General features: G+C 72.6%; 13 protein-coding genes. 6 read left to right on the top strand and 7 right to left on the bottom strand.

All coding sequences use genetic code 11. The features are described 5' to 3' along the window. The 4 genes from B0I32_RS22895 to B0I32_RS22880 all read left to right on the top strand — a co-directional run. A partial coding sequence (locus B0I32_RS22895) for a PH domain-containing protein (protein ID WP_146178278.1) occupies positions 1-1,791 on the top strand: 1,791 nt, incomplete at its 5' end. Positions 1,792-2,039: 248 nt separating this feature from the next. Next, positions 2,040-2,702 carry an ATP-binding cassette domain-containing protein gene (locus B0I32_RS22890; RefSeq protein ID WP_219911964.1) on the top strand — a complete coding sequence of 221 codons (663 nt, stop codon included), beginning with the start codon at positions 2,040-2,042 and terminating at the stop codon, positions 2,700-2,702. Between the two features lie 49 nt (positions 2,703-2,751). Continuing rightward, positions 2,752-3,564 carry an ABC transporter ATP-binding protein gene (locus B0I32_RS22885; protein ID WP_106242730.1) on the top strand — a complete coding sequence of 271 codons (813 nt, stop codon included), beginning with the start codon at positions 2,752-2,754 and terminating at the stop codon, positions 3,562-3,564. Beyond that, entirely contained in the window at positions 3,561-6,560 is a 3,000-nt protein-coding gene (locus B0I32_RS22880) for an FtsX-like permease family protein (protein ID WP_106242729.1), read from the top strand. The genes B0I32_RS22885 and B0I32_RS22880 overlap by 4 nt, the downstream gene beginning before the upstream one ends. Before the next feature lie 171 nt (positions 6,561-6,731). Here the strand turns inward: B0I32_RS22880 and B0I32_RS22875 are convergent, their stop codons facing one another. The 3 genes from B0I32_RS22875 to B0I32_RS22860 form a co-directional block, all read right to left on the bottom strand. Further along, positions 6,732-8,171, bottom strand: a complete 1,440-nt coding sequence (locus B0I32_RS22875; RefSeq protein ID WP_181307664.1) for a hypothetical protein — start codon at positions 8,169-8,171, stop codon at positions 6,732-6,734. A gap of 441 nt (positions 8,172-8,612) precedes the next feature. Next, positions 8,613-10,058 carry a serine/threonine-protein kinase gene (locus tag B0I32_RS22865; RefSeq protein WP_106242722.1) on the bottom strand — a complete coding sequence of 482 codons (1,446 nt, stop codon included), beginning with the start codon at positions 10,056-10,058 and terminating at the stop codon, positions 8,613-8,615. Beyond that, entirely contained in the window at positions 10,048-11,550 is a 1,503-nt protein-coding gene (locus tag B0I32_RS22860; RefSeq protein ID WP_106242720.1) for a serine/threonine-protein kinase, read from the bottom strand. Before B0I32_RS22860 ends, B0I32_RS22865 begins: the two co-directional genes overlap by 11 nt. Positions 11,551-11,625: 75 nt before the next feature. Here B0I32_RS22860 and B0I32_RS22855 point away from each other — a divergent pair, with 75 nt between their 5' ends. Continuing rightward, the gene (locus B0I32_RS22855; protein WP_106242717.1) at positions 11,626-13,350 is read left to right on the top strand and encodes a DEDD exonuclease domain-containing protein; all 1,725 of its coding nucleotides are present in this window, start codon (positions 11,626-11,628) and stop codon (positions 13,348-13,350) included. A gap of 17 nt (positions 13,351-13,367) precedes the next feature. Continuing rightward, on the top strand, positions 13,368-13,655 hold the full coding sequence (locus B0I32_RS22850) for an Lrp/AsnC family transcriptional regulator (RefSeq protein WP_106242714.1): 288 nt from the start codon (positions 13,368-13,370) through the stop codon (positions 13,653-13,655). Positions 13,656-13,807: 152 nt separating this feature from the next. Here the strand turns inward: B0I32_RS22850 and qcrB are convergent, their stop codons facing one another. The 4 genes from qcrB to ctaE are packed head-to-tail and all read right to left on the bottom strand — an operon-like array spanning position 13,808 to position 18,091. Further along, on the bottom strand, positions 13,808-15,505 hold the full coding sequence (gene qcrB / locus B0I32_RS22845; RefSeq protein ID WP_106242711.1) for a cytochrome bc1 complex cytochrome b subunit: 1,698 nt from the start codon (positions 15,503-15,505) through the stop codon (positions 13,808-13,810). Continuing rightward, positions 15,502-16,617, bottom strand: a complete 1,116-nt coding sequence (qcrA, locus tag B0I32_RS22840) for a cytochrome bc1 complex Rieske iron-sulfur subunit (protein WP_106242709.1) — start codon at positions 16,615-16,617, stop codon at positions 15,502-15,504. Before qcrA ends, qcrB begins: the two co-directional genes overlap by 4 nt. Further along, positions 16,614-17,423, bottom strand: a complete 810-nt coding sequence (gene qcrC, locus B0I32_RS22835) for a cytochrome bc1 complex diheme cytochrome c subunit (RefSeq protein WP_106242707.1) — start codon at positions 17,421-17,423, stop codon at positions 16,614-16,616. The genes qcrA and qcrC overlap by 4 nt, the downstream gene beginning before the upstream one ends. A 14-nt stretch (positions 17,424-17,437) precedes the next feature. Next, on the bottom strand, positions 17,438-18,091 hold the full coding sequence (ctaE, locus tag B0I32_RS22830; RefSeq protein ID WP_106242705.1) for an aa3-type cytochrome oxidase subunit III: 654 nt from the start codon (positions 18,089-18,091) through the stop codon (positions 17,438-17,440). Positions 18,092-18,175: the final 84 nt, after the last annotated feature.

Genomic DNA, 18,175 nt, shown 5'->3' with positions numbered 1-18,175 from the left:
CGCGCGCAGCGTCGGCAGCACGAGCAGGCCGGTGGCGGCCAGGCGGTGCGCGGGGGTGGGTGGCGGCGGCTGGCGGGGCGGAGTCCGTGGGCGTCGGGGGTGAAGTCGCTGGCCGTCGTGGTGGGGGCGGTGGCCGGGGTCGTGCGGTTTCTGTCGGGCAGGGACTGGCCGTTCTGGGGGGTGGTCGGGGTCTGCGCGGGCGTCGCGGTGCTGATCGTCGCCGGTGCGGCCGCGTACGACGTGCTCCGGCTGCGTGCCGCCCGCTGGCGGCTCACCCCAGAGCGCCTGGAACTGCGCTCAGGCGTCACCACCCGGCGGCACCGCTCGCTCCCGCGCGACCGGGTGCGCAGCGTGGACCTGCGCGCCGACCCCGTACGCCGGATGTTCGGCCTGACCGTGGTCAAGGTCGGCACGGGAGAGCAGGCGGGCGACGACACCGAACTCGTCCTCGACTCCCTCGGCAGGCGCGAGGCGGAGTCCCTGCGCCGCGTCCTGCTGCACCAGGGCGAGCCGGCCGAGCGAGCGGACGGGTCACAGGCAGACAGGACGCCAGTGGGCGGGACGCGGGCCGACAGGCTGGCGGCGCACGAGACGCTGGCAGACGGGACATCGACGGGCGAGACGCGGGCGGACAGGCTGCTGGCGGACGGGACGCGGGTGGATGGGCTGGTGGCGGAGCTGCGCTGGTCGTGGGTCAGGTACGCGCCGCTGTCGGTGTGGACCTTCACCGGCGCGGCGGTGGTGCTCGGCGCGTTGTACAAGGCGCTCGACGCGTTCGGGCTGAAGAAGGTCACCGGCCGGCTGGCGGCCGGGGTGTGGGACTGGGTGGTGACGCTGCCGCTGCTCGCGGTGCCCATGCTGCTGACGGCCAACCTGCTGGTCGGAGTGCTGGGCGCGGGGCTGCTGTTCGCCGAGTCGTGGGGCGGCTACCGCCTCGAACGCGAGCCGGGCCGGCTCCGGGTCCGGCGCGGCCTGCTGACCAGCCGCTCCCTCACTCTGGAGGAACGCAGGCTGCGCGGGGTGGAGATCAGCGAGCCGCTGCTGCTGCGGCTGGGCGGCGGGGCCAGGGTGAGGACCGTCGCCACCGGGCTGAGCACGTCGGGGGGCGACGAGAGCGAGGACGCCTCCGCGCTCACCCCGCCGCTCCCCCGCGCCCTGGCCATGCGGATCGCCGCCCTGGTCGCCGGTGCCGGGCTGCCCGCCCTGACACCGCACCCGCCGGCCGCGCGGCGCAGGCGGATCATCCGGGCGGTGGTGACGGCCGTGGTGACGGCGCTGGTCACCACCCTGGCAACGATCATGACAAGGGCCCTGGTGACGCCTCCGCTGCCGGGCCCGGCGACGGGCGTGGCGGGGGGAGCGGCGCCGGTGGACGGCCGGATGAACGGTCAGGTGACCGGCTGGCTGGACGGTGGGGTGGGCGAGTGGGTGTGGGGCTGGGTGTGGGTACTGCCTGTGGTGGTGCTGGCATTCGGGCTGTGGCTGGCCGTGGCGGGTGCCACGAGTCTGGGGCACGCGCTGAGCTCCCGGCATCTGGTCATCAGGAGAGGCGCCGTGGCCAGGCGGACGGTCGCGCTGGAGCGCAGGGGCATCGCCGGCTGGACGATCACCGAGTCGTACTTCCAGCGCCGGGCCGGGCTCCTGACCGTGCGCGCCACGACGGCGGCGGGGAAGGGTCACTACGAGGTGGTGGACGTGGGCCACGGCGACGGGCTCGACCTGGCCGATCGGGCCGTGCCGGGCTTGCTCGCCCCCTTCCTGAGCCGGCGAACCTCCGCCCGGAGGCGATGAAGGCACGGCGAGGGCCCGAGCCGATGACCGGCGAGGACCCGGGGCGAAGACCGGCGAGGACCGGCGCGAGCCCGGGAGAACAAAGGAGCCGCGCGATCCCCCATGGTTTGCCCATGCCCCTGTACTGGACAAACGTGATCGCGCGGCTCAAGTGCTTGCAGATATAACGTTATTTGTCCCACTTGCAACCGGGTTGCAGCCTCATTAACCGTTGACGCGCCTCTCCAGTCAGGGAGATGATCCAGCCCGTGTCGACCGGATCGGCGCTCGCCTGTCGCGCCCTCACCTGCCGCGCCGGCGGCCGTACGATCATCGACGGCCTCACCCTCGAATTCGCCTCCGGCGAGCGGGTCGCGCTCATGGGCCCGTCGGGGTCGGGCAAGACGACGTTGCTGACCACGCTGGCCGGGCTGCTCCCGCCGGCCGGCGGCCGGGTCCTGGTGCGGGGCGTGCCGCTGGACGAGCAGCCCGAGCTGCGGGCCGGGCTGGCGCTGGTCTTCCAGTCGTACGGGCTGCTGACCCTGCTCACGGCGGCCGAGAACGTCGAGGTCGCGCTCCGCGCGGGCGGGTGCGCGCCGGGCGAGGCGATGCGGCTGGCCGCGGACGCGCTGGAGCGGCTGCGGGTGGCCAGGTTCGCCGATCACCTGGTCGAGGAGCTGTCGGGCGGGCAGCAGCAGCGGGTCGCGGTGGCCAGGGCGCTGGCGCTGCGGCCCCGGGTGCTGCTGGCCGACGAGCCGACGGCCGAGCAGGACGCCGTCCACCGCGCCGTCGTCCTGGACGAACTGCTCGCCGTCGCCGGCGGCGGCACCACGCTGGTCGTCGCCACCCACGACCCCGAGGTGGCCGAGCGCTGCGACCGGGTGATCGAGGTACGCGACGTGGCCAGGCAACGCTCGAGGAGCGGCCCGTGAGCCGCCCTGTGTGCGCGGGGCCGCCCGCGAGATAGGAGTGGGTGGTGCGGTGAGCCTGGTCAGGTGTGACGGGATCGTGCAGATCTACAAGGCGCGTGACGTCGAGCTGGTCGCGCTGCGTGACGTCGACCTGACGATCGAGGCGGGCGAGACCGTGGCCCTGCTCGGCCCGTCGGGTGCGGGCAAGTCGACGCTGCTGTGGCTGCTGGCGGGGCTGCTGCGCCCGAGCGCCGGCCGGCTGTGGCTGGACGGCACCGACCTGGGCCGGCTGGACCAGCGCAGACTCGACCGGCTGCGGGCCACCCGCATCGGCATGGTGCTGCAGCAGCCCGCCCGCAACCTCATCGGCTACCTCAGCGCCGCCCAGAACGTGGCCTTCGCCCAGCGCGCGGCCGGACGCGACCGGCGGCGGGCCGCCGAGTTGCTGCGCCGGGTCGGTCTCGGCGACGCGGGCGGCCGGCCCGCGGGCAGCATGTCGGGCGGCGAGCAGCAGCGGCTGGCCGTGGCGGTGGCGCTGGCCAACAAGCCCGGGCTACTGCTGGCCGACGAGCCCACCAGCCAGCTCGACGAGGAGTCGGGCACGCGCGTGGTCGAGCTGATCAAGCGGGCCGCGGCGGCCGACGGCACGACCGCGGTGGTGGTCACGCACGACGCCGCCGTGAGCCGGGCGCTGAGCCGTACGGTGACGATCAGGGACGGCCGGGTCGGCGCCGAGAGCAGGCGCGGCGAGGACTTCGTGGTCGTCGGCAGGGAGGGCGCGGTGCAGGTGCCGCCCGAGTACCACCATCTGCTGCCGCCCGGCTCGATGGCCAGGATCGAGGAACTGGAGGACGGCATCGCGCTCAGGAGGGCCGAGGCGTGATCCTGCGCGGTCTGTGGGAACGCCGCACGCTCTCGCTGGTCGTGCTGCTCATCGCGCTCGTCCCGATCGCCTCGGCCGCCGTCGGCCCGATCTACTCCGCCGCCGCCCGCACCACGATCGCCAGGGACGCGGTGCGGGCCGCGCCGCTGGAGGGACGCGGCTGGCGGTACACCACCAGCACAGGCGGCATCGAGGCCAAGGTCGCCGCGTTCACCGCGGGCGCGGCGTTCACCACCCGGCCGGTGTTCGGGATGGAGGCCACGAGCGGGCGGCGTGCCGATCGGCGCGCGTACTCGCTGGTCTGGCAGGACGGGCAGTGCGAGCACGTCGTCGTGGTCGCGGGGCGCTGTCCCCGCGCGAGCGGGGAGGTGATGGCCGGCCGGACGTCCGGGTTCAAGGTGGGCGGGCGGATCAGGCTGACCTCGGTACTCGGCATGGAGGTGACCGAGGGCGGGCGCAAGCCCGCGCCGCTCAAGGTGGTCGGCCTCTACCGGCCGGGGCCGGCGAACGATCCGTTCTGGTTCGGCAGGACGCTGTTCAGCCCGCCGGGCGAGCCGGCCGACGACAAGGCCGACGCGCTGTTCACCGTGCCGAGCACCAGGACGGACACCTACCTCGTCACCGACGCCGTGGACGTGGCGGGCGACGTCAAGTCCGGCTGGACCGACTACGCCACCGTCTACATCGACCCCGCCCGCCTGGAGGGCACGGACATCGCGAAGCTGTCGGCCATGCAGGCCGCGGCCGAGGCGGCGGGTGCGCAGAGCAGCGACATCGTCTACTCCCGCGTGGCCGACATGCTGAAGGGACTGACCGCGAACGCCGGCTCGCTCGGCGTCCCCGCGCTCCTGGTGATCGTTCAGCTCGTCGGGCTCGGCTGGATGCTGCTCTTCCAGACGGTGGGCGACCTGGTCAGGGCGCGCAGCGCGGAGATCGCGCTGGCCCGGCTGCGCGGGCACCGGCGGGCGCGGGTGTGGCGCTTCGCGCTGACCGAACCGCTGCTCGTGCTGACCGCCGCGGTACCGCTCGGCCTGCTGCTCGGATACGCCGCGGCGGGGGCGATGGTGGGCGCGCTGCTGCCGCCCGGCATCCCGGCCGGCTTCCCGCCCGAGGCGGCCGTGGCCGGGGTCGCGGCCATGTTCGGCGGCGTGCTGGCCGCCGCGCTGGCGGCCTGGCGGACGGCCAACCGGCCGGTCACCGAGGAGTGGCGGCGCACCCCGCGCAGGTCGGCCCGCGGCTGGGTGCTCGACGCGATCGTGCTCTCGATCACCGCGCTCGGCCTGGTGGAGCTGCTGGCCACCGGCGTGATCACGGACGTGTCGGGGCAGAGTTCGAGCGCGATGGCGGTGCCGGGACTGGTCGCGCTCGGGGTGGCGCTGCTGGCGGGCCGGGCGCTGCCGGTGCTGGCGCGGCGGCTGTTCCGGCTCACCAGGCGGCGCGGCGGGCTGGGGCCGTTCCTCGCGCTGCGGCAGGTGGCGAGGGGGCCGGTGACGGCGGGCAGTGTGGTCGTCCTGGGCACGGCGTTCGGGCTGGCCACGTTCGCGGTGTCGGCGTGGAGCGCCACGTCGGGCGACTACGAGGAGACGGCCAGGTTCCACAACGGCGCGCCGGTGGCGATCGCGGTCCGGCCGGTCGAGCCGGAACGGCTGATCGCCGCCGTGAACGCCGCCGACCCCGGCGGCCGGCTGGCCGCTCCGGTGATCAAGGTGCCGGGGCCGCCGCAGCTCGTGGCCTCCGACCCGGCCAGGCTGGCCGCCGTGGCCCACTGGCGGCCCGGCCTGGCGGGCGGGCGGCCGCTGCCCGAGGCGGTCGCGGGCCTGCCGGGACCGGCGGCGCCCCGGGTGTGGCTGCGGGGCGAACGGCTGCGCGTGCGGATCTCGCACGACCCGCCGCCCGAGGGGTGGGGAGTCCGGCTGTTCGCCACGCTGCGCGTGCCGGGACAGCTGCGGCCCGCCGCGATCCCGCTCGGCGCGCTCAGCGGGCGCGGGGGCGCGCATGAGTGGAACCTGCCGCCGGCCTGCCGGGACGCCGCGTGCGAGCTGCGCGCGCTCTCGGGAGACATGACGCCGCCCGCGCAGTTCGACGAGATGGCGTACGCGCACGTGAAGGTCACCGGAATCGCGGTACGCGACAAGGGCCGCTGGAACGCCCTGCCCCTGCCGCCCTGGCGGGTGGACCAGGACCCGGGCTCGCGCGACGGCACGTTCATCGTCTCCGAGATCGGCAACGAGACGCTGCGCCCGGCCACCTACCGGCCGGTGCCCGCGGCGATCACGGTCGGCGCCGTCGGCATGCGGGCGGTGCCCGGCCTGGACGCCGCCTTCGCCACCCCCGTCGCCCCGGTCCTGGCCTCGGCGGCCGGGCCGGGGCTGACCGGCGCGGGCGTCCTGGTGGATCTGGCGCAGGCCGACCGGATGGCGTACGGGGTGCACGACACGGCCGAGTACCAGGTGTGGACCAGCGCGGACGACCCGGAGGCGCTGGAGCGGGCGCTGACCGAGCAGGGGCTGTCGGTGGTGTCGCGGCGGCACGTGTCCGACGTGGTGGCCTCGTTCGCGGCGCAGGGTCCCGGGCTGGCGCTGTTGCTGCTGCTGGTCGCCGCGCTGGCCGCGGCGGCGCTGGCGCTCGGGCGCACGGTGCTGGCGCTGTACACGGCGGCCAGGCGGCGCGGGTACGAGCTGGCCGCGCTGGAGGCGTCGGGGGCCCGCGTGGCGGCGCTGCGGGCCGCCCTCCTGCTGGAACAGGTGATCACGGTCACCGCGGGCACCCTGGCGGGGCTGACGGCCGGGCTCGTGGCGGCCTGGGCTGCGCTCGGGCGCATCCCGCAGTTCACCGAGCCGCCGGTGACGCCGCCGCTGCCGCACGACATCGCGGCGGCGCCGGTCGCGGCGGTCGTGGGCGCCGGCCTGCTGGTCAGCCTGCTGGCGGCGGTGCTGGTGTCGGAGCTGCTGCTGCGCGGCATCCGGGTCGAACGCCTCCGCGACGCCCCCGCCTGACCTACCGACCTGACGCCCCCGCATGACGCCCCCGCATGACGTCCCCGCATGACGTCCCCGCCTGACGTCCCCGCATGAGGAGTCCGCCCGGGAGACTGGCCGAGGGACCGCGCGAGACGGCCGGCGAGGGGCTGCGCGGAAGGGCTGCCGGGCCGATCTGCGGCGGCTCGGTCAGTCGCCCGCGGGATGGGCGGCCAGGGCCTGGAGGTAGGCCTTGGCCAGGCCGAGCGCGCCCGGCATCGCCTCCTTCTCCGGCATGAGCTCGACCTTGGGCGAGTTGGTCTCCTCGCCCTCGGGCCGCTGATGACCGGAGAAGTCGACCCTGACCACCACCGCGCCCTCGCGGATGACGACCGACCCGCTGGCCGCGGCGACGTCGCCGTTCCTGGTCTGCACGTACTGCTGGTACGCCTGGTCGCCCATCCCCTCGACCTCGCCCAGCGGGCCCCACTTGATGTTGCCCAGGGCGGAGCCGGCGGTGGTCTTGGCGCGGCCGTACCCGCTGGCGTAGTAGGACCTGGCCGCGGTCTCGTCCACCGCGCCCGCCCGGTTCGTGAACCGGTGGACGGTGATCAGCGCGCTGCGGATCTTCTTCTCGCCGTCGCCGCCGGGCACGTCGAGGTTGAGCCAGCGGCACTCGGTCTGGCTGTCGGCGCCGGCCTGGGTGCCGCGCGCCCTGGTGGTCGGCTCGGGCACGAGCCGCGTGGCCGTCTCCGTCACGGCGCCGCAGTCGGCGGGGAAGGCGGCCAGCACGCTCGGCGAGGGGGTCGGCGCGGCGCTCGGCGAGACCGTGGCCTCGGCCGACTTCTCCGCCTGGGCCAGCACGCCGGGGTTGCGGGCCTGCCAGGCGGCCACGCCCTTGGCGAAGTGCCCGGCCAGGCCGCTCACCTCGCGGATGGCGTTCTCCTCCGTGACGGCCTGGGTGCTCTCGTTGGACAGCACCTGGGAGTCCTTGCGCTGCTGGCCGGCCTGGAACTTGACCTCGATCGTCATGTCGCCGACGCGGGCGTGGGCGGTGCCGAAGGCGTACCAGAGCAGTTTGCCGTCGCGGCGCCAGGTGTACTGGGCGAAGGCGTCGTCGCCGACGCCGGGGACGTCCTTGACCGGCGAGATGTACTGCTTCTCGTCGGGGTCGAGGGACGGGGTGGCGGTGGCGCCGTACTTGCCGCCGCGGTATTCGACCTCGTAGGAGTTCTGGGCCATCGCCCGGCCGGTCTTGGCGCCCTCGCCCTTGTGCTGCTCGATCCTGACGTCGATCTCCCTGCTGCGCCAGAACTCGCCGTACGAGATGCGCTGGTTGATCCAGTTGCAGGTGAAGTCGACGGTGTAGTCGCCCTCTCTGGAACGCTTGGCCACGGTCGCGCCGGGCACCAGCCGGTCGGCCTCGTCCGCGGGCAGCATGGCGCACACGTCGGGGGCCGCCGCGGCGGAAGCCGTCGCGGCGGGTGAGGACGGCGCTGCGGTCGGGGGCGCGCTCGCGCCCGTGACCTTGCCGTAGAGGAAGTAGGCCCCCACGCCTCCCGCGGCGACCAGCACGACTAGGGCGGCGGCGAGCGTGGGCATGATCCAGGCGGGCCTGGGCCGCCGCGGCGGCCCAGGCGTCGGAGGCATGGTCGGGGGGAGGGTCGGAGCCATGCCAGGGGCGTCGTACGGCCGGCCGGGCGGCGGATACGGCGCGCCCGGCGGCGGATACTGCCCTCCGGGAGGCGGATACTGGCCTCCGGACGGCGGGTACGGCCCGCCGGGCGTCTGCTGGGCCGCGTCCGGCGATTGTCCCCCTGGCGCCCCGTACGGCGAGTGCGGCGGCTGCCCCCCTGAGTGCGGTTGTCCCCCTGAGTGCTGCTGTCCCCCCGGATACGGCGAGTGCGGCGCCTGTCCGCCGGGCGTCCGGTAAGGCGTGTTCGGTGGCTCGGACGGCCCGCCGGGCGCCTGGTAGGGGGTGGTCGGCGGCTCGTACTCGCTACCGGGATTCACGGGGACTCCTGGGGTTGCCCTGACTTGCGGGGAAACATGCTAGTCATGCCCCTTGCAAGGTTCTTGCAGCATCGGGGCTCACTTCGGCAGCGCCGCGAAGACGAGGCGGGCGGCGGCGATCGCGGTGTCCTGGTCCGCCGGGGCCTTCCGCGTCGCTTCCTCACGGTGCCAGACCACTTCGCCCAGCAGGTTACTCGTTCGGAAAAGCAGCACGCTGTCCGATTTACCGCTTTCGGTGGAGTTGAGGTAGAACTCGAAGGCGTTCTGGATGATGGCCGCCTCCCCCAGGCCCGCGACGTCCCTGACCTTGCCGTGGGAGGCCCGCAGGGACGTGCCCTCCGCCGCCGCCCTGGTGCTCCGCTCGCTGGTGAAGCGGCGCCGCGCCACCTCGGGCCCGCCGAGGTCCCGCGTGGGCCGCTCGGCCCAGGCGCGCACGATGAGGCGGTTGCCCCTGCCGGAGCCGGAGCTCAGCTGCCACTGGCACTCGCCCGCCCTGGTGGGATCGCTTTCGACGGCGCCCTTCATCAGCCGGGCGGCCTCGTCGTCGCCGAGCAGGGCGCACGGGTCGGGCGCCGCGGCGTACCGGCCGGTGTCCTGGGCGGGATCGCCGAGCGCCGAGGCCGCGTACCAGCCGCCCGCGCCCAGCACGACCACGGCGGCGGCGATCGCGGCGGCCCAGGCCGCGCGGCGGCGCGGACGTCCGCCGCCGGTGGCGCCGGCCAGCCTGGTCAGCTCCGCGCGGACCCGGGCGGCGTCGGGACGGGCCGCCGGGTCCTTGGCCAGCATGGCCATCAGCAGCCCGCCCAGGTCGCGGCCCGCCCTGACGGGGAAGGGCGGCTGGTGCAGCAGCACCGCCGCCGCGATCGCGGCGGGCAGTTCCCGCTCGAACGGCGCGCGTCCCTCCACCGCCGTGTACAGGCTGGCGCCCAGCGACCACAGGTCGGACGAGGGGCCCGAGGGCTGCTCGTTGAGTCGTTCCGGAGCCATGTAGCCGGGCGAGCCCGCGCTGCCGAACCGGTCGCCCCGCCCGCCCATCGGCGTGGCGATGCCGAAGTCGGTGAGCATGGCGGAGCCGTCGGCGTCGAGCAGGATGTTGGCCGGCTTGACGTCCTGGTGCAGCATGCCGTGGGCGTGCGCGACCTCCAGCGCCGACAGCACCCGCAGCCCGACCTGGGCGGCGAACTGGGGCGGCAGCGGCCCGCTCTCCTTGATCACCTTGTCGAGCGAGCGGCCGGTGACCAGGTCCATGATGATCCACGGCTGGTCGCCGTCGAGGACGACGTCGTGCACGAGCACGATGGCCGGGTCGCGCAGCCGCCCGGCGGACCTGGCCTCGTGGATGGCCAGGTCGGCGAACGCGGCCCGCTCGCGCGGCCCCATGCCCTGCGGCACGCGTACCTGCTTGACGGCGACCTGCCGGTCGAGCGTCTCGTCGATGGCGCGCCACACCGTGCCCGCGCCACCCTGCCCGAGCCGCTCGATCAGCCGGTAGCGGCCTGCCAGCAGGTAGAGGTCACCCGGCATCGCGCAACGTCCGCTCGCTCGCCTGCGCGGCTCTCAGGGCCGAGCGCTTGACGTCCTCGTCGGTCGGCCGGTCGGCCAGCGTGGTGTATTCGACGCTCACCACGAGGTTGGCCAGCCGGTAGTAGACGTGGGCGGAGTGCACGCGGCCGGTGGGGCCCTTCAGCTCGAAGCCGAACGCCTCCTCCCCCAGCCCGGCGATGTCGTGCAGCGGGGTGCGCTTCGCGCGCTCCTTGTTCTTCACCCCGATCTCGGGCCAGGTCCAGTCGATGTCGTCGTACTTGGCCCAGTAGCGCTTCTGGTTGCGGAAGAGCGCGCGGGCCGAGGCGTCGGTCATCGACCAGGGGTCGACGGTGTCGGAGTCCTTCTGCACCTGTACGCCGACGCCGGTGCCCTGGGCGGGCCAGCCGCACTTGGGGCCCACCGCGTCGGAGCCCGGCTGGGCCCTGGGCGGGCTCTGGGTGCGCAGCAGGCCGCCCACGTCCGACGCGGCGAGCAGCGTGCACACGTCCATCGGCACGTCGAACGCCGCGGGCGGCGTGCTCTCCTGCTCTCTCAGCAGGAAGAACACGCCCGTGGCCGCCGCGAGGAGCACCACCACGGCGGCGGCCCCCCACAGCGCGAGCCTGCCGCGCCCGCGCACCTTGGTGGGCGCGGTCGTGTCGCCGCCGGCGGGCACCTGCGGCGCGGGACCGCCGGCGGCGACCTGCCTGAGCGCCTGGACGGCCGCCCGCGCGTCGGGACGGGCTCCAGGCTGGGTCGCCATCATCGCGGCCACCAGGGGGCCGAGCGGCCCCGGCACGACGGGCACGGGCCGCGTGAGCGTGTCGCGCACGCGCTGGGCCACCGACCCCTCGAAGGCGGGCGCGCCGGTCAGCGCGACGTAGAGGGTGGCGCCGAGCGACCACAGGTCGCTGGCGGGGCCGCCGGGATGACCCTCCAGCCGCTCGGGCGCGATGAAGCCGGGCGAGCCGATCATCAGGCCCTGCTCGGTCAGCGTGGCCTGGCCCTCCTGCCTGGCGATGCCGAAGTCGGTGAGCACCACCCGGCCGCTCCCGGTCAGGAAGACGTTGCCCGGCTTGACGTCGCGGTGCTGCAGCCCCTGGGCGTGGGCCGCGCTCAGGGCCTCCAGCACGTCGGCGCCGATCCTGGCGGCGTGGGCGGCCGGCATGGGGCCGAACTCGCGTACGGTCTCGGCCAGCGTGCGGCCCCGCAGCAGCTCCATGACCAGCCACGGCCGGTCCTGCTCGACCACGACGTCGTGCAGCGCCACGATGCCGGGATGGCGCAGCCGCGCGGTGGCCTGCGCCTCGCGCACCGCCCTGGTCACCGAGTGTGACCGATCCTTGGGCGCCATGCCCTCGGGCAGGGTGAGCTCCTTGACCGCGACCTCGCGGTCGAGCATCTCGTCCCTGGCCAGCCACACCTTCCCCATGCCGCCCGCGCCGAGCGGGCGTTGCAGGGTGTAGCGGCCGGCGAGTCTTCCCGAGGACATAAAGGGAAGGGTAACTAATCGCCAAGAGGGGTGGTGACTCGTTCCTGTCGGTCGACCTCTCTATGGTCTTGGTTCGTGGATCCGGTTCAAGGCACTCTCGACGAGCTCGGCACTCCGCTGAGCGACGTCACGTTCGTCGTGTTCGACCTCGAGACGACCGGCGGCTCGCCCGCCGAAGACGCGATCACCGAGATCGGCGCGGTGAAGGTGCGGGCCGGCGAGGTGCTCGGGGAGTTCTCCACGCTGGTCGATCCGGGAGGGCCGATACCGCCGTTCATCTCGGTGCTGACCGGCATCACCGACAGCATGGTCATGGCCGCGCCCAAGATCGAGACGGTGCTGCCGAGCTTCCTCGAGTTCATCCGCGGCGCCACGCTGGTGGCCCACAACGCCGGGTTCGACACCCGTTTCGTCAAGGCCGCCTGCGCCGCGCTCGGCTATCCGCCGCCGGCCAACCCGGTGGTCGACACCGTCGACCTGGCCAGGCGCGTGCTGACCCGCGACGAGACGCCCAACGCCAAGCTGGCCACGCTGGCCCGGTTCTTTCGCAGCCCGGTCGAGCCGTGCCACCGCGCCCTGGAGGACGCCAGGGCCACCGTCGACGTGCTCCACGGGCTGATCGAGCGGGCCGGCTCCTTCCAGGTGCACACGCTGGAGGAGCTGAAGTCGTTCGTCCGCGCGCCGACGCCCGAGCAGCAGCGCAAGCGCCACCTGGCCGAGTCGGTGCCGCACGCGCCCGGCGTCTACCTGTTCGAGGACGAGCGCGGCGAGGTCCTCTACATCGGCAAGAGCACCAACCTGCGCAACCGGGTGCGCTCCTACTTCACCGCCGCCGAGACCCGGCCGCGCATCCGCGAGATGATCGGCATCGCCGAGCGGGTGCGCCACATCGTCTGCGCCACCGGGCTGGAGGCCGAGGTCAGGGAGCTGCGGCTGATCGGCGGCGCCAAGCCGCGCTACAACCGCCGTTCCCGCTTCCCGGAGAAGGTCCTGTGGCTCAAGCTGACGGCGGAGGTGTTCCCGCGCCTGTCGATCGTGCGCGAGCTGAAGGACGACGGCGCCACCTACCTCGGCCCCTTCACCAGTGCCCGGCTGGCCGACGACGCCCGCATCGCGCTGCACGAGGCGGTCCCGCTGCGCCAGTGCACCCAGCCGGTCACGCTGCGCACCCGCAGGGCGGCCTGCGCGCTGCACGAGATGGGCCGCTGCGGGGCGCCGTGCGAGGGCAGGGAAAGCCCGCAGGAATACGCGGTCCACGTCGAGAGCGCCCGGCGGGCCATGACGCTCGACGCCTCCCCCGTCTTCACCGCCGTGTCGGCCAGGATGGAGCGCCTGTCGGTCGAGCAGCGTTACGAGGAGGCCTCGGTCGACCGCGACCGGCTGGCCGCGTTCGTCCGCACGGCGGCCCGCATGCAGCGGCTGAGCGCCATCACGCGCATCCCGCAGCTCGTCGCGGCCAGCCCCGCGTTCGGCGGCGGCTGGGACATCCACGTGGTCCGCTACGGGCGGCTGGCGGCGGCCGGGGTGATGCAGAAGGGCACCCACCCGACCCCTTTCGTCGCCTCGCTGACGGCCGCCGCGGAGGTCGTGCTGCCGGGTCCTGGCCCTGTCCACGCCGCCAGCGCCGAGGAGACCGAGTGCATCCTGCGCTGGCTGGAGTCGCCGGGGGTGCGCCTGGTGGAGGTCGACGGCGAGTGGAGCCTGCCCGCGCGGGGCGCGGCCCGGCACAAGGCCCGCATCGACCTCGCCTATCGGCATCTCGATCAGCGGCGCGAACGGGAGGGGCGACCTTTGAGGTGAAACGATAGAGTTGATGCATGGTCACGGCTATCGTCCACATCAATGCAGAGGTAGACCGGATCCCGGAGGTCGCCGAGACGATCGCCGAGATCCAGGGCGTCAGCGAGGTCTACTCCATCACCGGCGAATACGACCTGCTGGCCATGGTCAGGGTCGCCGCCTACGAGGAGATCGCCGAGGTGGTGCCGGGGCGGATCAACAAGGTGGCCGGGGTGCTCCACACCGAGACCCACATCGCCTTCCGCGCCTACTCCAAGCACGACCTCGACGCGGCCTTCTCCATCGGCTTCCCCGAGGCCGACTGACCCCTCCCGGTGCCGCGGTCCGACTCCGCCGCACCCTGAGAGCAGCCACCCTGTGCGCCTGCTTCGGCCGCTCGAAGCAGACGCCCCGCGAACGCCGGACGGGCCCGGACGAGAGAACTCGTCCGGGCCCGTCCGGTGTGTGGCGTCAGGTGTCAGTGAGTGATGCTGCGGTCGTCGCCGGCGGAGCCGTTGCCGGAACCGATCGCGGCGTGCTCGTCCTCGTCGTGCCCGTGCCCGTCGCCATGCCCGTCGCCGTGCCCGTGCCCGTCGTCCAGCGGGATCTTCTCCCCGCCGTACGCCTTCGACATGAGCGCGCGCAGCTTGCCGAGCGGCCCGCGCATGCCCTTGGGCGGGATGCCCGCGGGATCCTCGGCCACCGGCAGCATCAGCACCGGCGTCTTGCCGCGCATGTGGGCCTCGATGTCCTCCGCCGGCGGCGTGTGGACCTCGATGAACTCACCGTGCGGCAGCCGCTTGATCACGCCGGACTCCACACCGTGCGAGATGATCGCCTGGTCGGAACGCTGCAGGCCGAGGCACATGCGGTAGGTGATCACGTACGCCAGCGCCGGCGCGACGAAGATCAGCACCCGGCCGGCGTACGTCGTCCAGTTGAGGCTGATGTGGAAGTTCGCCGCGATCTCGTCGTTGGCGCCCAGCAGCCACAGCACACCGTAGAACGTGATCGCCGACATGCCGATCGAGGTGCGGTGCGGGTTGTTACGGGGGCGGTCCGCGACGTGGTGCTCGCGGTGGTCGCCGGTCACCCAGCGTTCGAGGAACGGGTAGAGCGCCAGGCCCGTCATGATGATGCCCATCGGCACCAGCGCCGGGATGATGACGCTCAGCGGCAGCGTGCCCGCGTGGGAGGTGCCGAAGAGGTTGATCTCCCACGGCGGCATGATGCGCAGCGCGCCTTCGAGGAAGCCCATGTAGAAGTCGGGCTGCGAGCCGGCCGACACGTCGGCGGGCGTGTAGGGGCCGAACAGCCAGATCGGGTTGATCTGGGTGAAGGTCGCCAGCCCGGCCACCACCGCCAGCGTGAACAGGAAGTACGCGCCCGCCTTGGCCATGAAGGCCGGGTAGAACGGCGCGCCCACCACGTTCGCGTTGTCGCGGCCCTTGCCCGGCATCTGCGTGTGCTTCTGCACCCACATGAGCACCATGTGCGCCGTGACCAGCGCCAGGATGATGCCGGGGATGAGCAGGATGTGCAGCGAGTAGAACCGGGAGACGACATCCTCACCCGGATATTCGCCGCCGAACAGGAAGAACGTGATGTACGTGCCGACCAGCGGCAGCGAGATCGCCACGCCCTCGGTGATCCGCAGACCCGCGCCGGAGAGCAGGTCGTCGGGCAGGGAGTAGCCGGTCAGGCCCTCGGCCAGCGCCAGCGTCAGCAGCAGCACGCCGATGATCCAGTTGATCTCGCGCGGCTTGCGGTAGGCGCCGGTGAAGAACACGCGCAGCGCGTGCACCATCATGCCGGCCACGAAGAGCAGGGCCGCCCAGTGGTGCATCTGCCGCATGAGCAGACCACCCCGGACGTCGAAGCTGATCTCCAGCGACGACGCGTAGGCCTCGGACATCATGACGCCCCTGAGCGGCGCGTACGAGCCGTCGTAGGGCACCTCACCCATGCTGGGCTTGAACCAGAGCGTCAGGAACGTGCCGGTCAGCAGCAGGATGATGAAGGAGTAGAGGGCGATCTCACCGAGCAGGAACGACCAGTGGTCGGGGAAGATCTTGCGCATGTTGCGCTTGAGGAAGCTCGCCCCGCCGAGACGCTCGTCGAGGAAGTTCGACGGCCCGGCGATGGCCTTCGGCGTTGCCTTCAGCTCGTCGCTCATGCCTGGCCTCCCTTCTCCCTGACCTCGGCCTCGGCGTCACCGCGTTCCCAGTAGCTGGGACCCACCGGCACCTCGAAGTCGCCCTGGGCGATGAGGTAGCCCTCGGCGTCGACGGTGATCGGCAGCTGCGGCAGCGGCCGGGCGGCCGGGCCGAAGATGACCTTGGCGCCGTCGGCGGCGTCGAACGTCGACTGGTGGCAGGGGCACAGGATGTGGTGGGTGTTCTGCTCGTACAGGGCCGCGGGGCAGCCCACGTGGGTGCAGATCTTCGAGTACGCCACGATGCCGTCGTGCGTCCAGTTCTGCCGGACGCCGCTCTTGATCTCCTCCGGGCGGAACTTGATCAGGATCAGCGTGGCCTTGGCCAGGGCGTTGAGGTCGTGCTGGTAGCCCTCGGGGACGACCGACAGGATGCCGCCGGGCGAGTTGAAGTCGGCGGCCCTGATGGGCTGGCCGGTGCCCTCGACGACGAGCCTGAGCGGCTTGCCCTCCTTGGTCTTCTCACCCCAGACCGTGTGGCGCAGCATCGAGTTGAACTTCGCGCCCGGCATCTTGCTGTTGTCCAGGTCGCGCAGGAGCACCAGCGGGACCAGGCCGAGCGGCGCGGCGGCCAGCAGCAGCGTGCGGCGCAGCAGCTTGCGCTTGACGAAGCCGCTCTCGTTGGCCCCGCGCAGGAACGTCTCGCCGACGACCTCGCGGTCCTCCTCGGCGGAGGCCATCGGGTGGCGCTCCTGGACCAGCGAGTACTTCGGCATGATCTGGCGGACCCAGATCACGATGCCGACCGCCAGGCCCAGGATCGCGATGGTGAGCGAGCTGCCCAGGGCGAGGTTGGAGGTGCCGGTCGCCTCGGGGCTGCCCACCTGGAAGTAGACGTAGGAGACGATGAACGCGATGGAGGCCAGGAACGTGATCGTGAAGCAGAGCGCCACGATCCTCTCGGCCTTGCGCGCCTTGGCCTCGTCCTGCAGCGTGACGCCGGGGACGTCCTCCTCGGCGGCCTCGGGCGCCTCCGCGGCGCCGAGCATCGAGGTGCCCGGCGCGGGGGTGCCGATGACGCGCTTGGGTACGCGCTCGTCGGCCTGCTCGATCTCGTGCTCGTTGTCTGTCATGACTTCTGTCGCTTCTTCGCGGTGATCCAGATGGCGGCAAGTACGAGGGCGGCGATGCCCACTACGAACGCTACGAGACCTTCGGTGACCGGGCCAATACGCCCGAGGCCGAAACCTCCGGGGTCCCGCTGCTCGCGAACCTGGGTGATGTACGCGATCATGCTGCGCTTCTCTTCCGGCGTGATCGTCGTGTCGTTGAAGACCGGCATGGCCTGCGGGCCGGTGATCATCGCCTCGTAGATCTGCGTCGGGGTCGACGAGTTGAGGTTGGGGGCGTACTTGCCCTGCGTCAGGGCGCCACCCGCGCCGGCCCAGTTGTGACACTGGATGCAGTTGGCGCGGAACAGCTCGCCGCCCTTGCCGGCGTCGCCCATGGCCGGGTCGACCTGCTCGTGGCCGGGCACCTGCGGGCCGCCGCCGAGCGACTGCACGTACGCCGCGATCTGGCGGGTGGTCGTCTCGTTGACCCAGTTCGCCGGAGGCTTGCGCGGCGCCTGCGGCCCTGGGGCGGCGGCCGGCATGCGCCCGGTGCTCATCTGGAAGTCGACCGCGGCGGCGCCGACGCCGATGAGCGTGGGCGCCGTGCCGGTGCCCTGCGCGCTCATGCCGTGGCAGCTGCCACAGTGCTGGATGAACAGGCTCTTGCCCTCGGCCACGTCATCGACCTTGCCCGCCGCCAGTGCCGCGTCGGCAGGCTTACCCACCTGGACAAAGGCGGCGTATACCATCCCGACCAGCGCCAACGCCAAAATCAGGACGGCGTATCTCGCGAGGGGATGCCGCCGCCAAGCGGTGATCCTAGTCACAGAGATCCCGTTCCTTAACGAATGATGTAAATGGTCGCGAAAAGACCGATCCAGACGACGTCGACGAAGTGCCAGTAGTAGGACACGACGATCGCGCTGGTGGCCTGCTCATGCGTGAAGCGCTTCGCGGCGTACGTGCGTCCCAGCATGAACAGGAACGCGATCAGGCCACCGGTCACGTGCAGGCCGTGGAAGCCCGTCGTCAGGTAGAACACCGAGGTGTAAGCGTTAGCGGACAGGGTCGCGCCCTCTGACGCCAGCTCCATGTACTCGTACAGCTGCCCACCGACGAAGACGGCGCCCATGAGGAAGCTGATGATGTACCAGAAGCGGAGCTTGCCGACCTGCCCCTTCTCAGCGGCCCACACGCCGAGCTGGCACGTCACACTCGACAGAACCAGGATGATCGTGTTGACCGTCGCGAACGGGATGTTCAGGTGAGCTGCCTCAGAGGCGTCGGCGCCGGCCTGCAGGAACGCTGGTCCCCACTCGATGCCTTTGCCCTCGCTCACCGACCGGATGGTGAAGTACATCGCGAACAGCGCCGCGAAGAACATGAGCTCAGAGGACAGCCAGACGATCGTACCGACGCTGACCAGGTTCGGTCTGCGGTACGACTGTGCTGTCGTCGTCGAAGTTATTGCGGATGCTGTCGCCACGGGCAGCATTATTGCGGCTCCGGTGGTCGGTCGGTCGCACGACCCCCCGTTAGCAGGTACAAACCGCCTGCCAACCTGGGATAATTGGAACAA

It is taken from the genome of Nonomuraea fuscirosea, from assembly GCF_003001935.1.
In the GTDB taxonomy this organism is placed as follows: Bacteria; Actinomycetota; Actinomycetes; order Streptosporangiales; family Streptosporangiaceae; genus Nonomuraea; species Nonomuraea fuscirosea.
This window is presented reverse-complemented; position numbering and strand designations above follow the sequence as displayed.